General features: G+C 35.8%; 15 protein-coding genes. 10 read left to right on the top strand and 5 right to left on the bottom strand.

The window, feature by feature from the left end:
- Positions 1-518: 518 nt before the first annotated feature.
- The 3 genes from BK574_RS00865 to BK574_RS00875 all read left to right on the top strand — a co-directional run bounded on the left by BK574_RS00865 (position 519) and on the right by BK574_RS00875 (position 4,067).
- Complete coding sequence (locus tag BK574_RS00865; RefSeq protein WP_075386236.1) at positions 519-1,370, top strand: 5'-3' exonuclease; 852 nt, start codon at positions 519-521, stop codon at positions 1,368-1,370.
- A gap of 194 nt (positions 1,371-1,564) precedes the next feature.
- Positions 1,565-2,608: a 2,3-butanediol dehydrogenase gene (locus tag BK574_RS00870; protein WP_078427090.1), complete on the top strand. Its 1,044-nt coding sequence runs from the start codon at positions 1,565-1,567 to the stop codon at positions 2,606-2,608.
- 169 nt (positions 2,609-2,777) lie between these two features.
- Positions 2,778-4,067, top strand: a complete 1,290-nt coding sequence (locus BK574_RS00875; RefSeq protein WP_078427091.1) for a glycoside hydrolase family 18 protein — start codon at positions 2,778-2,780, stop codon at positions 4,065-4,067.
- A gap of 109 nt (positions 4,068-4,176) precedes the next feature.
- Here BK574_RS00875 and BK574_RS00880 read toward each other — a convergent pair whose 3' ends face one another.
- Positions 4,177-5,031, bottom strand: a complete 855-nt coding sequence (locus tag BK574_RS00880) for a DegV family protein (RefSeq protein ID WP_078427092.1) — start codon at positions 5,029-5,031, stop codon at positions 4,177-4,179.
- A gap of 297 nt (positions 5,032-5,328) precedes the next feature.
- The gene (locus BK574_RS00885) at positions 5,329-5,847 is read right to left on the bottom strand and encodes a hypothetical protein (protein WP_075386202.1); all 519 of its coding nucleotides are present in this window, start codon (positions 5,845-5,847) and stop codon (positions 5,329-5,331) included.
- Positions 5,848-6,489: 642 nt separating this feature from the next.
- Here BK574_RS00885 and BK574_RS00895 point away from each other — a divergent pair.
- The 5 genes from BK574_RS00895 (at position 6,490) to BK574_RS00915 (ending at position 9,439) form a co-directional block, all read left to right on the top strand.
- A complete protein-coding gene (locus tag BK574_RS00895; RefSeq protein WP_078427094.1) occupies positions 6,490-7,338 on the top strand; it encodes a patatin-like phospholipase family protein in 849 nt (282 codons plus the stop codon).
- Between the two features lie 99 nt (positions 7,339-7,437).
- The gene (locus tag BK574_RS00900) at positions 7,438-8,103 is read left to right on the top strand and encodes a hypothetical protein (RefSeq protein ID WP_075386204.1); all 666 of its coding nucleotides are present in this window, start codon (positions 7,438-7,440) and stop codon (positions 8,101-8,103) included.
- A 131-nt stretch (positions 8,104-8,234) separates the two neighbouring features.
- Positions 8,235-8,543 carry a hypothetical protein gene (locus BK574_RS00905; RefSeq protein WP_078427095.1) on the top strand — a complete coding sequence of 103 codons (309 nt, stop codon included), beginning with the start codon at positions 8,235-8,237 and terminating at the stop codon, positions 8,541-8,543.
- A gap of 75 nt (positions 8,544-8,618) precedes the next feature.
- Positions 8,619-8,813, top strand: a complete 195-nt coding sequence (locus BK574_RS00910) for a hypothetical protein (RefSeq protein WP_075386206.1) — start codon at positions 8,619-8,621, stop codon at positions 8,811-8,813.
- The gene (locus BK574_RS00915; protein ID WP_078427096.1) at positions 8,792-9,439 is read left to right on the top strand and encodes an HD domain-containing protein; all 648 of its coding nucleotides are present in this window, start codon (positions 8,792-8,794) and stop codon (positions 9,437-9,439) included. Before BK574_RS00910 ends, BK574_RS00915 begins: the two co-directional genes overlap by 22 nt.
- Here the strand turns inward: BK574_RS00915 and BK574_RS00920 are convergent.
- From BK574_RS00920 to BK574_RS00930, 3 genes are read right to left on the bottom strand one after another with little or no spacing between them, the layout of a single operon-like run.
- The gene (locus BK574_RS00920; RefSeq protein WP_078427097.1) at positions 9,436-10,437 is read right to left on the bottom strand and encodes an aromatic acid exporter family protein; all 1,002 of its coding nucleotides are present in this window, start codon (positions 10,435-10,437) and stop codon (positions 9,436-9,438) included. The two genes, BK574_RS00915 and BK574_RS00920, sit on opposite strands and share 4 nt — an antisense overlap.
- A 44-nt stretch (positions 10,438-10,481) precedes the next feature.
- Positions 10,482-11,327: a deoxyribonuclease IV gene (locus tag BK574_RS00925; RefSeq protein WP_078427098.1), complete on the bottom strand. Its 846-nt coding sequence runs from the start codon at positions 11,325-11,327 to the stop codon at positions 10,482-10,484.
- 14 nt (positions 11,328-11,341) lie between these two features.
- Positions 11,342-12,145, bottom strand: coding sequence for an Fpg/Nei family DNA glycosylase (locus BK574_RS00930; RefSeq protein WP_078427099.1), 804 nt, complete (start codon positions 12,143-12,145; stop codon positions 11,342-11,344).
- 271 nt (positions 12,146-12,416) lie between these two features.
- On the opposite strand from BK574_RS00930, the gene BK574_RS00935 reads away from it, so the two are divergent.
- A complete protein-coding gene (locus BK574_RS00935) occupies positions 12,417-13,184 on the top strand; it encodes an SDR family NAD(P)-dependent oxidoreductase (protein WP_078427100.1) in 768 nt (255 codons plus the stop codon).
- A gap of 358 nt (positions 13,185-13,542) precedes the next feature.
- The gene (locus BK574_RS00940; protein ID WP_078427101.1) at positions 13,543-14,991 is read left to right on the top strand and encodes an IS1182 family transposase; all 1,449 of its coding nucleotides are present in this window, start codon (positions 13,543-13,545) and stop codon (positions 14,989-14,991) included.
- Positions 14,992-15,041 lie beyond the last annotated feature (50 nt).

The following is a 15,041-nucleotide window of genomic DNA, read 5'->3' on the forward strand; positions in this document are numbered from 1 at the left end:
AAAACCTTACTACAAATCACTTTGAATCAAGATTTTAAATTATAATGAAACAAAGAATGAAGGAGTGGTTCAATGGAGACAAATAAATTTGACTTTTATACGGAAGAAGAATTACATTGGGCAATATTTCAAGAGGAGCAAATAGAACAAAAGCATGGGAATGAAATTTAATATAATTTTTATCCCGCAACAACTGGCAGTAATAGCTAAATGAACGAGACAAAATGCGCCACGTCGTGGGCGCATTTTGTCTGTGAGACCCACATCGTGTGGGTCTCAACCAACCATCAGTGGGGAAGAGAAAAATCTCACTGATGGAAGTTCACTTTATTGTTAACGTATTAATAATCTTATATCACAGGTCGGGGCAATGGTTTGTAATGGACGGAACTAATCAAGAGGGAGTGACAAATACTGGTCACTCCCTCTTTTCCCTATTCAATTTGCCAAAGGTTTGATAGTATAGATAAGTACGTTTTATTAAGTCAGGAGTGAATCCTTTGGAAAATAAAAAATTAATGCTTGTTGATGGAATGGCCTTATTATTTAGAGGTTACTACGCGACAGCATATAGAGGTTATATAATGAAAACAAGCTCAGGCGTTCCGACGAATGGAATTTATGGGTTTGTTAAATATATGTGGGATGCAATAAAGACATTTGAGCCAAGTCATGTGATTTGTTGTTGGGATATGGGCAGCAAAACGTTTCGTACCGAAATGTACCCTGAATATAAAGCCAACAGAGGAGAGCCACCTGAGGAATTGATCCCTCAATTTGATCTTGTTAAAGAAGTTGTAGCTAGTTTTGATATTCCGAATATCGGTATTGAGCAATTCGAGGCAGATGATTGTATCGGTTCGTTAGCTAAGCGATATAGCAATGATATGCATGTTCAAATTTTAACAGGTGACCATGACAGCTTACAGTTAGTCAATGAACGAGTTCACTCTATCATCATGAAAAAAGGAATGTCAAACTATGCAGTATATACGCCAGAAAAGCTTTTAGAAGAAAAAGGGTTAACTGCTGCACAAATGGTAGATTTAAAAGGATTAATGGGTGATACGAGCGATAATTTTCCTGGTGTCAAAGGTATTGGCGAAAAAACAGCAATTAAGCTACTAAAAGAATACGAAACAATCGAAGCGATTATTGAAAATTTAGCCAATCTGCCAAAAGGTATGAGAACAAAGATTGAAAATGAGTTAGAGATGCTTCACCTATCGCGAAAACTAGCAGAAATTCGCTGTGATGTTGAGATTGAGTTTGATTTTGAAAATGCTTTACTAACGATAGATGAAGAGAAAGTTCGTCAACAATTTGAAACACTAGAATTTACACGGCTATTAAAAGAAATGGGAATTTAAAGAAACGTATAGTATACGTATAGTAAAAGATGACTACTTAATCACTATGATTGAGTAGTTATTTCTTTTTTTTAAAAAGGCTTTATGAATATACCATTGATCTAATTTGTATAATTAATTATTTGAAATTTCTGAAATTAAGACTTATGCTATTACTAGTGTCGTCTAGTTGAAAGGAAAAGGAGTGATAAATGATGAAAGCAGTGAAATGGTATGGAAAACAAGATATAAGAATAGAAGAAATTGAGGAACCAATCCTTCGACCTGGCCAGGTAAAGGTAAAAGTGGAGTGGTGCGGTATTTGTGGAAGTGACTTGCACGCATATCAACACGGGGTTGGAGTTCAAGAGAATAAATTGCATCCACTGACTGGACAAAAGGCACCTCTCATTCTTGGTCATGAGTTCTCTGGTACGATTATCGAGGTCGAAAACTGTAACCGAAATGTTAAAGTTGGAGACCGAGTAGCCATTGAACCATTGTTATTCTGTCGTAACTGTCGTTATTGTCATCAAGGGAAATATAATTTATGTGATAGTTATGGATTTCTTGGCCTTCATGGAAATGGAGGATTTGCAGATTTTGTTGTCGTTTCTGAGGAGATGATACATAAATTACCTGATAATGTATCGTTAGAAGAAGGGGCTCTCATTGAGCCGACGGCGGTTGTTTTACAAGCCGTAAAAGAAAGTAGTATCAAATTAGGAGATCTAATTGCCATTTTTGGAGTAGGACCGATTGGACTATTAACGGTTATAGCAGCTAAGGCCGCTGGTGCCTCTACTATTATTGCTATAGATATTTCAGAAGAACGGCTTGAGCTAGCTAAAGGAATGGGAGCAGACTTTGTTATTAACGCGTCAGAGGAAAATGTCGTTAAAACGATTTTATCAACTTACGGCAGAGTCGATGTCGTCTATGAAGCTTCTGGGGTACAAGAATCATTTTTCAATGCAATAACCGTATTAAAAAAGGGTGGAGAAATGATGGTCGTTTCACTTTCTGCTGAACCAATTCAAGTCAATATGCTGCAATTTTTAACAAAGGAAATAAATTTAAAGGGATCACTAGCATATCGTCATATTTTTCCTCATGTCATCGCACTAATTAGTTCTGGTCAGTTGGATGTGAAAAAAATTATTACGAAAAAAATACCGATAGAAGCAATTGTGGAGGATGGGTTTAACCAATTACTAAGTGATAAAAGTCAAGCAAAAATATTAGTTAAGATGAATTGAGCGGTAGTAATAGAACTACTTGTTACAAGTGTAAATATTAAAGATACTAATTCATAGTAGTTGAGATTGTACAGATACGAGCTTTCACAAATCTTCTATTGGCCAGGCAATTAATTCAATCATTTGAATAAAGTGTTAGGGTAAATACTGGGCATTAGGAGGAGAAATTGTGCAAATACATCTTGTTTCACCAGGAGAGTCACTATTCGGGATTGCTCAAGCCTATAATACAACGGCAAATGCAATCGCTCAAGCGAATCAGTTACCTAATCCTGATCAACTCGTAGGCGGCCAAGCGTTAATTATACCGATTGTCGGTAGGTTTCATTGGATTCAACCTGGGGAAAGCTTATGGCAAATTAGTCAACTTTATGGAATTCCAGTGGAAACTTTACTTGAAGTCAACCAAATACAAGACACTCAAAACCTGTCCGTCGGATTTAGGTTATATATCCCAACTCAGTTTCTGGAAAAGCCGACCGTTGATGTTGGTGCATATGTAGATTTACAAATAACGGGTGAGGATTCTCCAGCTGTTGTCGATGCGGTAGGTGAGTACTTAACATTTGTTCAAATTTTTAGTTACGAGTTAAATGCGGATGGTACATTGACATCAATAGATGACCAAGCAATTATTAATACGGCTTATGAAAATAGAGTTGTTCCATTAATGGTTATTACAAATATTAAGGACGGTGCTTTTGATACTGAACTCGTAACAACGGTGTTACAAAGTGAACAATTACAAAATCGTTTATTAGATGAAGCGATTGCTATTATGGAGCAAAAAGGATATTTAGGACTAGATTTTGACTTAGAATATTTAGGTGCAGAAAATCGTGAACCTTATAATGAACTCATGCGTAAAGCAAAAGTTAGGTTAGATGAGAGAGGATATTTTCTTTCGAGTGCACTGGCACCACAAGTGGAGCCTGGCATGGTAGGGGTTTTGTACGAAGGTCATGACTATGCTGCCCATGGTGAGATTGCAGATTTTGTGTTTTTAATGACCTACGAATGGGGTTGGACAGGTGGACCACCAATGGCGGTTGCACCGATTGATCAAGTGAGACGCGTCATTGAATATGCAGCATCCGTGATGCCAAACGACAAAATTATGATGGGGATCCCGCTTTATGGATATGACTGGACATTACCGTTTGTCGAAGGTGAGACGAGAGCGCGTGCGATCGATCATCAAGAAGCAATCGAGTTAGCAACAACGTATAATGCAGTAATTGAGTATGACCCAGTGGCCCAATCGCCTTTTTTTAATTATATCGATGAAAACGGGTTAGAGCATGAAGTCTGGTTTGAAGACGCCAGAAGCATGCAAGCTAAATTCGATTTGGTAAAAGAGTTGGGTTTAGGAGGGTTTTATTATTGGGTATTAGGCTGGGATTTCCCACAAAACTGGTTACTGATTGACGAAAACTTCGAGGTAAGAAAACGAGTATAACATCACGAGGCTGACTATGTGGAAATCCTAAATAGTGAAATACTGTTGGATATCCTATGTCAGCCCTTTTAGTTGATACCTAAACTAGGCGTAAAGGAAATTAAATTGGCTATGATTTATTTTGCCAGATCACAGCCAATGTTCCTTCACCAGCGTGAGCTGCAATCGTTGAACTTATTTCACCGATTACGATATTCATATCTGGAAACTTGCTTTTAATGTCTTTTTCAAAAGCAACTGCTTTTTCCTCGATATTGCCATGCATAATTTGAACCTCACGTAGAGGCTGTTTATCATGTGCAAGTTGTATCATTTCTAATAATCTACGAATTGCTTTTTTCTCTGAACGAACTTTTTCAAAGACCTCGAACTCGCCATTTTGGTTTATGCGAATAATTGGTTTGATTTGTAGTAAGTTTCCTAATAAATACTGTGTTCCCGACATTCTTCCCCCTTTATAAAACTGTTCCAAGCTCCCTAAAAGAATATAGTTTTCTCCTTTATCTGCATCTTCACGAAGCTGTTGGGCGATCGTTTTTACATCCATTCCTTGTTCGCATAACGCAATTCCTGTTTTTAATAATGACGTTATCGCATAGGACATTGATTTTGAATCGATGAATTCAACAGGAAATTCAGCCATGTTACTTGCAGACATACTGCTATCTAACGTTCCACTTAGTTTGCTGGATATATGGACAGCAATGGCATGTTCATATTCGCCTTTTAGTTTTTCATAGAGCTCTACAAATCTACCTACAGCAGGTTGGGAAGTTTTAGGTACAGTTTTCGATTGATTGATTTTTTTGTATAATTCTTCGGTTGTTAAACTAATACCATCTTCGAATACGTCATCCCAAAAAATAATGGCAAGAGGAACTACATATACATCAGGATTGTTCTTTAAGTCTTCTGTTATATAGGCAGTGCTATCAGTAATCCAAGCAATTTTTTTCATACACATTCCCTTTCCTAATCTTAGTATTTGTATGTAAATGTTCGTGATCTAGGCTATAAAGTTTGGAGGAAATAAGAAAACAAAGAACATGTCAGTTCATAGCTTTTGTCTTTTTAAATATTACATTCACTTTTACCTACAGAATTAATATTTTCGATGAACTGGGCAATCGGAAAAGCGAATAAGTTTGTGTAATATGATGAGGGGATATTGTGGAGTTTCTTTTTTAGCTATGGAAAAAATTAGGGGCGATCCATCCTTAACGAACGAATTTGTGGAATAAGATGGATCTAATGTCGTCAACTATTTATAGTCTTCTAAAAACCGAAGAGATTGTAAGGTGAAGTGGAGAACTTGTTCAAAGTCATTGATTTGATCTTCATTAATTTTTCGTCCGAAGTTTATGTTAATTTTGTTTTTTAAAATATGATTCGTTGAATATGTATAAGAAATCTCTTGTGAAATAGTAGGGCGATTTTGCCAAATTTCATTTAACATTTTTTCAATTTCAAAGCAATCCTTCGTTGTGTCTTGAATATTTGTAAAAAAATTAACCTCAAGCACACATCCAGCTGTTTTATCATCACCATTAATTTTTTCTGTTGCAAAGTCTTGAAGTGTGGACCTTAGACGAACTTCAGCAATCGGGTATTGGCTTTTAGTTGTTGATGTTTGAAATTGCATCACAAACTCTCTTGCCATTTTAGCAAGATCCGTTACATCAGATCGATCGGTCACGATAATTTCGTTCGCAAAATCAAGATCATAGATAGCTCCTTCTAAAACCACTTTTAAATTTTCGTAAATAGTGGGATCAAACATTGGACCACTCCTCTTAGCAATAAACTACTAATAGTTTAACACTTAGTCTGCATTAGCTTAAAATAAGTTTGAAAATAGGAATGGTTTTAATTGATACTATGAGTAGGTGAAGTTGTGACTAAAACGAAGTGCATCTAAAAATAGGATAGTATTCATAATGTAAAAAAAGAGACCTAAAATCAGAATAGGTCATAATATTACCATTATAAGGAAGGAGTAGTGCTAAAAATCAGGATAGGCCATGATATTACCAGTATAAGGAAGTGATGAGTGCTAAAAGTTAGGATAGGCTAATATATTACCAATATAAGGAAGCGAAGAGTGCTAAAAGTCAGGATAGCTCATGATATTACCAGTATAAGGAAGGTATGAGTGCTAAAAGTCAGGATAGGCCAATATATTACTCAGTATAAGGAAGTGATGAGTGCTAAAAGTCAGGATAGCTCATGGTATTACCAGTATAAGGAAGTGATTAATGTTAAAACTCAAGATAGCTCCTGTTATATCCAATATCAGGAAGAATTAAGTTCAATAAAAAAAGTATTCGTATTTCTACTATTAGTAATAGACAAGCTCTCTAAGAGCTTAAGAGCTATTTAAAAAAGAAATAAGTCACGTATATTATAGTATCGAGGTTATGTTATGGAAACAACGGGATTAGTTTTAGAAGGTGGAGGTATGCGCGGTCTGTATACAGCTGGTGTTTTAGAGTTTTTCTTAGAACAGAAGCTGTTTTTCCCTTATGTTATTGGGGTATCAGCGGGAGCGTGTATGGGGGCGTCATATGTATCCAAGCAAAAGGGACGTAATAAGAAAGTTAATATTGGACTTGCCAGGGATCCCCGTTTTCTTTCGTTTCGTAATTTGCTTTTTAAAAGGCAATTGTTTGGTATGGATTTTCTTTTTGACGAAATTCCTAACAAAATTGTTCCTTTTGATTATGAAACGTTCAAAAAAGGGCCCGAACAATTTGTAGTGGGGGCGACGGACTGTGAAACGGGGGAACCACTTTATTTTAACAAACAGCAATATAACAATGATATTTTGACTATCATACGTGCATCAAGTTCTTTACCGTTTGTTGCACCTACTGTAGCTTATCGGGGGAAAACCTTATTAGATGGTGGCATCATCGATCCGATTCCGATTAGAAAAGCACAGGGAGATGGCTTTAAGAAAAACGTAGTCATTATGACAAAAGCCGAAGATTTTAAAAGGAAACCTAGCAGATCTGGGCAGGTCGCAAAACTTCTTTATCGTCGTTATCCTAAGATTAGTGAGCTCCTTGATAAACGGCATTTAATTTATAATGAAACAGTAGCTTTACTTGAATCACAAGAACAAGAGGGGACCGTTTTTGTTATAAAACCGAGTATAGAAGTTCCTGTCAGTCGAATTGAACGGAAGCCAGAGCGGCTATTGGCTTTATATGAGCTAGGATATGAAGATGCAAAAAAACAATATATTAAACTTTTCAATTGGTTGAGTTAACTTCTGCTAACTAGTGATGATTGGAAAAAAGTTCCACGAACAAAAAATGGCATGAAAGGGATAATAATAAGGAGAACTCAAGAAGGGAAGTGTTTCTTCATGTCATTAGAGTGGTTTGATCGAGTATGTGGAGAGTTACAAGACTATATGGAGTCTATTTGTGAAGAATATGATGAGATGGGGCATATTACCGTTGATCGAGCTGCTAAGCACCCAAGGATCGAATGTTTTGTTGAAATGGAAGATGATGAGCGAGAGTTTTTTTGCACACTTTTTTTTGACCCGCATAATGAAGAATTTTACATTGAAGAGTTTGATATCGATGCGGAACAAACGTCTAGAACTCTCCTTCCTGATATCGAGGACATCATTGAAGCTGTTCACGAATCATTCCATGACTATTTAGATGAATTTGAATTCGTTGAGGAAATAGATGAGGCAGAAGAAGATGATACCGTACTTCTTGAAGAAGCTGGTGAGCTCATTGATGATGAAGATGATTATGATGAAATTGTTGTCGACGTAGAGTGGACGACACCTGAGGTTATGGCTTATACGTACATGGATGAAGTAGAAGTATCCTATCAATTTGGTGTGATCCATGATACAGGGGACGGAATTCTCCGACGCGTAAACAGAATTAAAACAGAAGACAACGAGCTTTTAGAGGATGAAAGTAACTTTATTTTTAGTAAAGAAGAAGCTGGAACGATTATTGAACTCATTGAAGATAATATGGAAGCGTTGGATGGCTTCGATATGTAGTTGGTTACATAGCACTTTCTCTAGACTAGAAGTTCAGAGAAGGTGCTTTTTTGATGTCAATGGGAGAAAACTTATCCGCTGAATATCCTCTTATAAAATAGTACCTTTAAAAAAATAAGGAGGCTAACTACTTGGATAAAAAAATCGTAGAACTCGTAAGTGACGAACTAAAAGAACGTACAAATATTGAAATAGATAATGTAACGTTTACAAAAAAATTCCGTTCAGCAACGGCAGAAGCATGGTATGTTTTACTGAAAAATTACAAAGATCCTAAAACTGGAGGTGCGACTGGGAAAGCGATCATTCACTATGACCTTCAGGGTAATCGTGATATATTTATAAATACTACGATTATTTTTGATGATCCAAGACTTTATCCCGCAACAACTGGCAGTAATACCCCCACTTCAAGACTTCGAGGAATCAAAGAAAAATAAGTGGGGGATAAACTGCCAGTAAGTGCCCGATTGGTTCAACTAACCACCAGTGGGGGATAGGAAAACCCAGCACTGATGGAAGTTTCACTTGATCAAAATGAACTTCAACCTCTTGTCTATGCTATTTGTGATGAAATAGTCAACGGAATTGTTGGCTATGCGAACACATTATTAGCTGTACATGCAGGTGTAAATTCTTATGAAGCACAGAATACGTCAGATAGAAAATTTTTGTTGGAGATGATCCTATGGAGAAGCATGAACAGATAAAACAAACTGAAAACTTTGTACATAATGAATTAACTGGTGAGGCGAGTGGACATGACTGGTGGCATATTTATCGAGTCACAAAGCTTGCCAAAAAGATGGCAGTAGTAGAAGAAGCAGACCTCTTTATTTGCGAAATGGCCGCACTTCTTCATGATATTGCAGATGAAAAGTTGAATGATAGCGAAGAAGCAGGATTAAAAAAAGTAGAGGATTGGTTAAACGAAATAAATGTAGAAGAAAAGGATATAACACATATTATGGAAATCATCGCTTCGATGTCTTTTAAAGGGGGCGGACAACCTCCAGTAAGGACGTTAGAAGGGAAAGTTGTTCAAGATGCCGACCGACTTGATGCCCTCGGAGCGATTGGGATTGCAAGAACGTTCACTTTTGGAGGGGCAAAGGGGAATATTATTTATGACCCTTCTGTTAAACCTAGAGAAGGTATGAGTAAAGAAGAATATCAAAAAAGAGATAATACGGCTGTAAATCATTTTTATGAGAAGTTATTAAAGTTAAAAGATTTAATGAATACTTCCTACGGTAAACAACTAGCAGAAGCTCGCCATCATTTCATGGAACAATTTCTAGACCATTTTTATAAAGAGTGGGAAGGCGAGCGTTAGTTTTGACGCTCGCGACGACCTTCGTACTCAACTAACAAATGATAGATAGCTAGGATTTCATAAGCAACGGTTGTGCTTTTGGACAAAATTTCCTCTTTATCTCGATGATCATAAATGAGTGAATAAAGTAGTGACCTTACATTGGACTCAATATGATGATCCATAATTCTTTTTTCATACGCTTCTTTAATATGTAACCATGCTTTTTGTAGAATAGCTTTATCTTCTTTTGGCATGGATTGCTGTTCAGAAACGGATAAAATATCTCCAATATGGAAAGAAACTTTATGTAATAAATCAATTTGTAGTTCTAGGTCGTAAAGAGTTTTAGCATTTGCGACATTTCGTTTACGGTACCTTAAGTCTTCACGCTGTAGTCGTATTGTTTCATTCGTCCGTTCAATCCCTTTACTTAAACGTTCAAAACGGATTTTCAGAACTTGCCGATTGCGATCTTTCGTTAATTGATATTGCAAGGTATCTTCAATTAGCTCAATGGTTTCAGTAAACAGTTTGTGGCAATCCGCTGTTATTTCCTTCATAAAATTAGGAGGCCAAATAATTAAATTAACAAGAGTCGAAACGACAATTCCTATTGAAGTTGTTGCAATTCGTATTAAAAAAGCAATGAAAAAACTTTCAGAAGTCATCGGGATCATGGCAATGGCCGTTAATGTCGCAACTAAAATGGCATCATCCCAACGTAGTTTGTGGCAAATGTAAATAGTGAAAAAAGCTGATAGGGCAAATGTTAGTGGTACATTTCCAAATAAAAAATCAAAGCTCATCGCAATAGCAGCACCTATCGCAGCTGCAGGAAGTCGAATTTTTCCCTTTTGAATTGAAGCATGAACAGTCGGTTCAACAGTAACAATCGCTGCGATGACAGCAAAAACAACCGGCCAATCAAGCCACTGGCAAATTAAAGCTGTTAAAAAAACAGCGATTCCTGTTTTTAATAGGCGTTTTCCAAGAAATGATTGAATCCAACTAGTCATAACAATTCTCCGAATTATTTGTCTTTATATCATTGTAGTCCTATTCAATCTTTTTTTACAGTGCTTATCCACTTTTTAATGAATTGAATTTCGTTTTCATGAATGTTTGGTTCATCATTAGGTGTCTCAAGAATAAGAGGGATTTCTTTTATGAAAGGTGTGGAAAGGAAATCCTGCCACTGCTCTTTGGTTATATGACCATTAATAATGCTGGCGTGACGGTCTTTTCTTGAGGCATAGGGATATTTAGAGTTGTTAAAATGAATGGCTTTTAAATGAGCAAAATAATCCAATTCCATACCTCTCACTAATAAATCTTTCCAGTTATCCCCATCCCATAAACCACTCGCAAAAGCATGACAAGTATCAAAGCAAAAACCAATTTTTTCTGGGTAGTCTGAAAGATTGCGGATTTGCACCATTTCTTCAAACGTAAGACCCATTTCAGTACCAGCACCAGCGTTATTTTCGATGAGTAGTAATGTACTTCCCTCCCAATTGATTAGGATCTGATCTAGCATTTTAATCATTTTTTGGTATCCTTCTAAAGGTTCAAGTTTTTTTGTGGTCCCAAAGTGTACAACGATGCCAACCGAATTACATGCTTCGGCAATTTCTAAGTCGTTTTTTACAGAAGCTACTATTAACTCTTCTTCGTCTTTGGTTTCTGGTATCAGCTTAGTAGGATAAGGAGTGTGAGCAATTGACCTTATATCGTGTTTCATACAAAATTGGGCACATTGCTTCGCATCATCGATATCAAAATTTTTTACTTTAAGACTACGAGGGTTTTTCGGGAAGTATTGAAAGGCAGAAGCTCCAATGCTATGGGCTGTTTTGGCAGCTGAAAAATACCCGTTCCGTATACTAATATGACTCCCAACATACATAAAAATCACCTGCTTTATAATTGGCAAATTCGACAGTAAAACGTCTTTTTTGAAGACACGTGTTCTAATATGATAGGGGTATTACATCTTGGGCAAGGTTGACCTTCTTTATCGTAGACAAGTGTTCTGTAACCCCCAGTTAATGGATCGTTATTTGTGAATGGAGAATCCATATAACCTCCTTGCTGAATTCCTGATTGAAGGATTGTAATTATAGAATGATACAAATTTTTAGTTTGCAATTCATTTAAATCGTTAAATTTATTAGTTGGTTTAAGCTTTGCTTGAAAGCAAATTTCATCAGAATAGCAATTGCCGATTCCTGCAAGAAATGACTGATTAATTAATGTTGTTTTTAACATTCCCCTACGAGAAGCGATAAGCTGTAAAAATGAGTCGTAAGTAAAGTTTGGATCTAATGGCTCTTGACCAATTTCGCTTAACTTTCCTTGTAATTGTTGCGGATTTAATAAATGCAAATAGCCAAGTCGAAGTCCAATGAAATAAAGATTTCCTTCTGGAAATGACAGGATGACTTGTTTGGTCCGATCTGGTTCATCTTGTTCGTTACCGAAGTAAATCCAACCTCCTAACATTAAATGAAGGAGCAAATTCATTCCTGAATCGAGTTCAAATATTAAGTGTTTTGCCCTTCGTTTCACTTGAAGTACTTTCTTATTTAGAAGCTGTTGCTGAAAAGGTTCTACGTTGATATTAATTGTTTTTTCACGATTGACAATAACATGGGATATGACATTTCCACTTATTTTTTCGTTGAGTAACTTTTTATATGTTTCCATTTCAGGTAATTCTGGCATAAGTAAACTCCTTTCGCTTGCCTCTATAGTATTTGAAAGGGGTTCACTTTTTATAAAAAAGGATGGAAAGAGAAATCGTACTTTAAAATGATGTTTATTGGTGAAATCCGACAAAATTTGTAGAAAATTAATGAAAAATATTACTTGAATAATCAGAAAAGTCTATATATAGTTAACAATTGACAGACTTTTCGGTTTGCCGACTTTTTATTTAAAAGAATTTACGTAAAATGACCAAAATTAACGGAGTTTATGGAAGGGAGATACGGATATGAGTTTATTTGATTTAAGTGGAAAAACAGCAATCATAACTGGTGCAGGCAGAGGAATTGGGAGGAGTATTGCTTTAGGTTTAGCGGATGCTGGTAGCCAAGTAGTGATTTGTAGTAGAACAACAGAAGAGTTAGAAGAAGTAGCTGAAGAAATCAAAAGGAAAAATCGCGAAGTAGAAATTGTACCATGCGATATTACGATTCCAAGTGATATTGATCGAGTAGTAGAACGGGCAAAAGAACGTTTCGGAAAAATAGATATCCTTATTAATAATGCTGGAATTACTGTCAAAAAGCCTGCTGAAGAGTATACAATAGACGATTGGAACAAAATTATTGCAGTTAATTTAACTGGCGTTTTTCTTTTTGCTCAAAAGGTAGGAATCGAAATGCTAGCTCAGCAGCAAGGTACAATTATTAATATCTCTTCAATTGCTTCAAAAACTGCTATTACTAATTCTATTGCGTATGGAGCTAGTAAAGGTGGGGTGAATATGATTACGAAAACACTCGCATCAGAATGGGCTACAAGAGGAGTACGTGTTAATGGAATTGCCCCAGCATATATTGAAACTCCATTAGTGAAAAATATAAAAGATACTAAACCAGAATTTGTAGAAAATATTGAGCAAAGAACCCCGATGAACCGCTTAGGAAAGCCAGACGAAATTGTAGGAGCTGCCGTATTTCTAGCGTCAGAAGCTTCATCTTATATGACTGGTGAAACTATTTTTCTAGATGGTGGTTGGACGGCTATTGGAATGTAATAAATAAAATAGGAAAGTATAAGATATTTCCTAAACGTAGTGTTCCTTGCCGTAAATTTTCTAAATGGGCTCTAATTATAACGTTTTTTAAAGGTGGATATTTATTAGATGTCTGACGCTAAGACGTTATAGTCAGGCATCTTTCCTGATAACTATGGATAGTTGTCTCTTTTATAAACCGCTTTTAAACAGGGATCGTTTATATTCTTTCATTAAGATAAAAAAACATCCAAGGGTAATTATCGAGGCCACTGAAAAAGTACCTGAAATAATAAAAGATATAGCACCTCAATTATTTGAGAGTGCTATATCTTTTTTGCTGTATAATTAAAATATCAAATTTGAGTGGGTGGATACGATGATTCAACATCAACAAGTAAACTTAAGTCCTTATATGGCGATTTATGACATAGTAGTACCGAAGGATAATGTTTTAAGAAAAATCAATGACTTAGTCGATTTTTCTTTTGTATATGAAGAATTAGTAGATAAATATTGCCTAGATAATGGACGTAATGCGATCCATCCTATTCGCATGTTCAAATACTTATTATTAAAATGTATCCACAACGTATCAGATATTGATATTGTCGAACGCTCAAAATATGATATGTCATTCAAATATTTTTTAGATATGGCGCCAGAAGATCCAGTGATTGATCCAAGTTCCTTAACGAAGTTTCGAAAACTGCGATTAAAGGATGTAAATTTATTAGACATGCTAATCAATAAAACTGTTGAGATCGCAATCGAAAAAGAAATTATAAAAAGTAAATCTATCATTGTAGATGCTACCCATACTAAGTCTCGTTACAACCAAAAATCAGCTAAAGAAGTGCTGATTGATCGCTCTAAAAATCTAAGAAAGACCATTTATCAAATAGATGAAACAATGAAAAGTAAATTCCCAACCAAAACAACATCAGATGTATTAGAAGATCAAATTGAGTATTGTGAAAAGCTAATTAAAGTCATTGAAAAAGAAGAGACTATCTGTGAATTCCCCAAGGTGAAAGAAACATTAAACCTACTTAAAGAAACGATAGCTGATGATATTGAACATCTACAATTATCCAAAGATGAAGATGCTAAAACAGGACATAAAACATCGGACTCAGCATTTTTTGGTTATAAAACACACATTTCCTTAAGTGAAGAAAGAATTATTACTGCAGCAGTTATCACAACAGGAGAAAAGAATGACGGAAAGCAACTAGAAACCTTAATTGAAAAAAGTATGGAAGCAGGTATGGAAGTTGATACTGTGATTGGTGATGCAGCTTATTCGGAAAAAGGAAATATTGAATATACAAAAACAAACGAAATGAAGTTAGTAGCTAAACTCAACCCTGTTGTCACTCAAGGTAATCGAAAAAAAGAAGATGAATTTGAGTTTAATAAAGATGCTGGTATGTATGTTTGTAAGGCTGGACACATGGCTATCAGGAAAGCACGAACTGGAAAAAAAGGTGTAGCGAAAAACCAAAAACACACATATTACTTTGATATAGAAAAATGTAAGGTGTGTCCATTAAAAGATGGCTGTTATAAGGAAGGAGCAAAAGCCAAAACATATTCTGTTACAATTAAATCGGATGTACACACAGAACAAATAGCTTTTCAAGAAAGTGATTACTTTAAAGAAAAATCCTCAGAGCGTTATAAAATAGAAGCAAAAAATAGTGAATTAAAACACCGGCACGGGTATGATGTAGCGTCATCTTCGGGTCTCGTTGGCATGGAGATTCAGGGAGCCATGGCTATGTTTACGGTGAATTTGAAAAGAATTCTGAAGTTAATTGGATAACTATAGTATGGGATTGACTTAAATTATAAGCAAAAAGAGACACCCTTATC

Origin of the sequence: Alkalihalobacterium alkalinitrilicum (genome assembly GCF_002019605.1) — a bacterium.
In the GTDB taxonomy this organism is placed as follows: Bacteria; Bacillota; Bacilli; order Bacillales; family Bacillaceae_F; genus Alkalihalobacterium; species Alkalihalobacterium alkalinitrilicum.

Coding starts and splice junctions, on each gene's coding strand:
- BK574_RS00865 (WP_075386236.1), top strand. CDS start 519: ATGCTTGTTGATGGAATGGCCTTATTATTTAGAGGTTACTACGCGACA.
- BK574_RS00870 (WP_078427090.1), top strand. CDS start 1,565: ATGAAAGCAGTGAAATGGTATGGAAAACAAGATATAAGAATAGAAGAA.
- BK574_RS00880 (WP_078427092.1), bottom strand. CDS start 5,031: ATGTGTATGAAAAAAATTGCTTGGATTACTGATAGCACTGCCTATATA.
- BK574_RS00885 (WP_075386202.1), bottom strand. CDS start 5,847: ATGTTTGATCCCACTATTTACGAAAATTTAAAAGTGGTTTTAGAAGGA.
- BK574_RS00895 (WP_078427094.1), top strand. CDS start 6,490: ATGGAAACAACGGGATTAGTTTTAGAAGGTGGAGGTATGCGCGGTCTG.
- BK574_RS00900 (WP_075386204.1), top strand. CDS start 7,438: ATGTCATTAGAGTGGTTTGATCGAGTATGTGGAGAGTTACAAGACTAT.
- BK574_RS00910 (WP_075386206.1), top strand. CDS start 8,619: ATGGAAGTTTCACTTGATCAAAATGAACTTCAACCTCTTGTCTATGCT.
- BK574_RS00915 (WP_078427096.1), top strand. CDS start 8,792: ATGGAGAAGCATGAACAGATAAAACAAACTGAAAACTTTGTACATAAT.
- BK574_RS00920 (WP_078427097.1), bottom strand. CDS start 10,437: ATGACTAGTTGGATTCAATCATTTCTTGGAAAACGCCTATTAAAAACA.
- BK574_RS00925 (WP_078427098.1), bottom strand. CDS start 11,327: ATGTATGTTGGGAGTCATATTAGTATACGGAACGGGTATTTTTCAGCT.
- BK574_RS00930 (WP_078427099.1), bottom strand. CDS start 12,145: ATGCCAGAATTACCTGAAATGGAAACATATAAAAAGTTACTCAACGAA.
- BK574_RS00935 (WP_078427100.1), top strand. CDS start 12,417: ATGAGTTTATTTGATTTAAGTGGAAAAACAGCAATCATAACTGGTGCA.
- BK574_RS00940 (WP_078427101.1), top strand. CDS start 13,543: ATGATTCAACATCAACAAGTAAACTTAAGTCCTTATATGGCGATTTAT.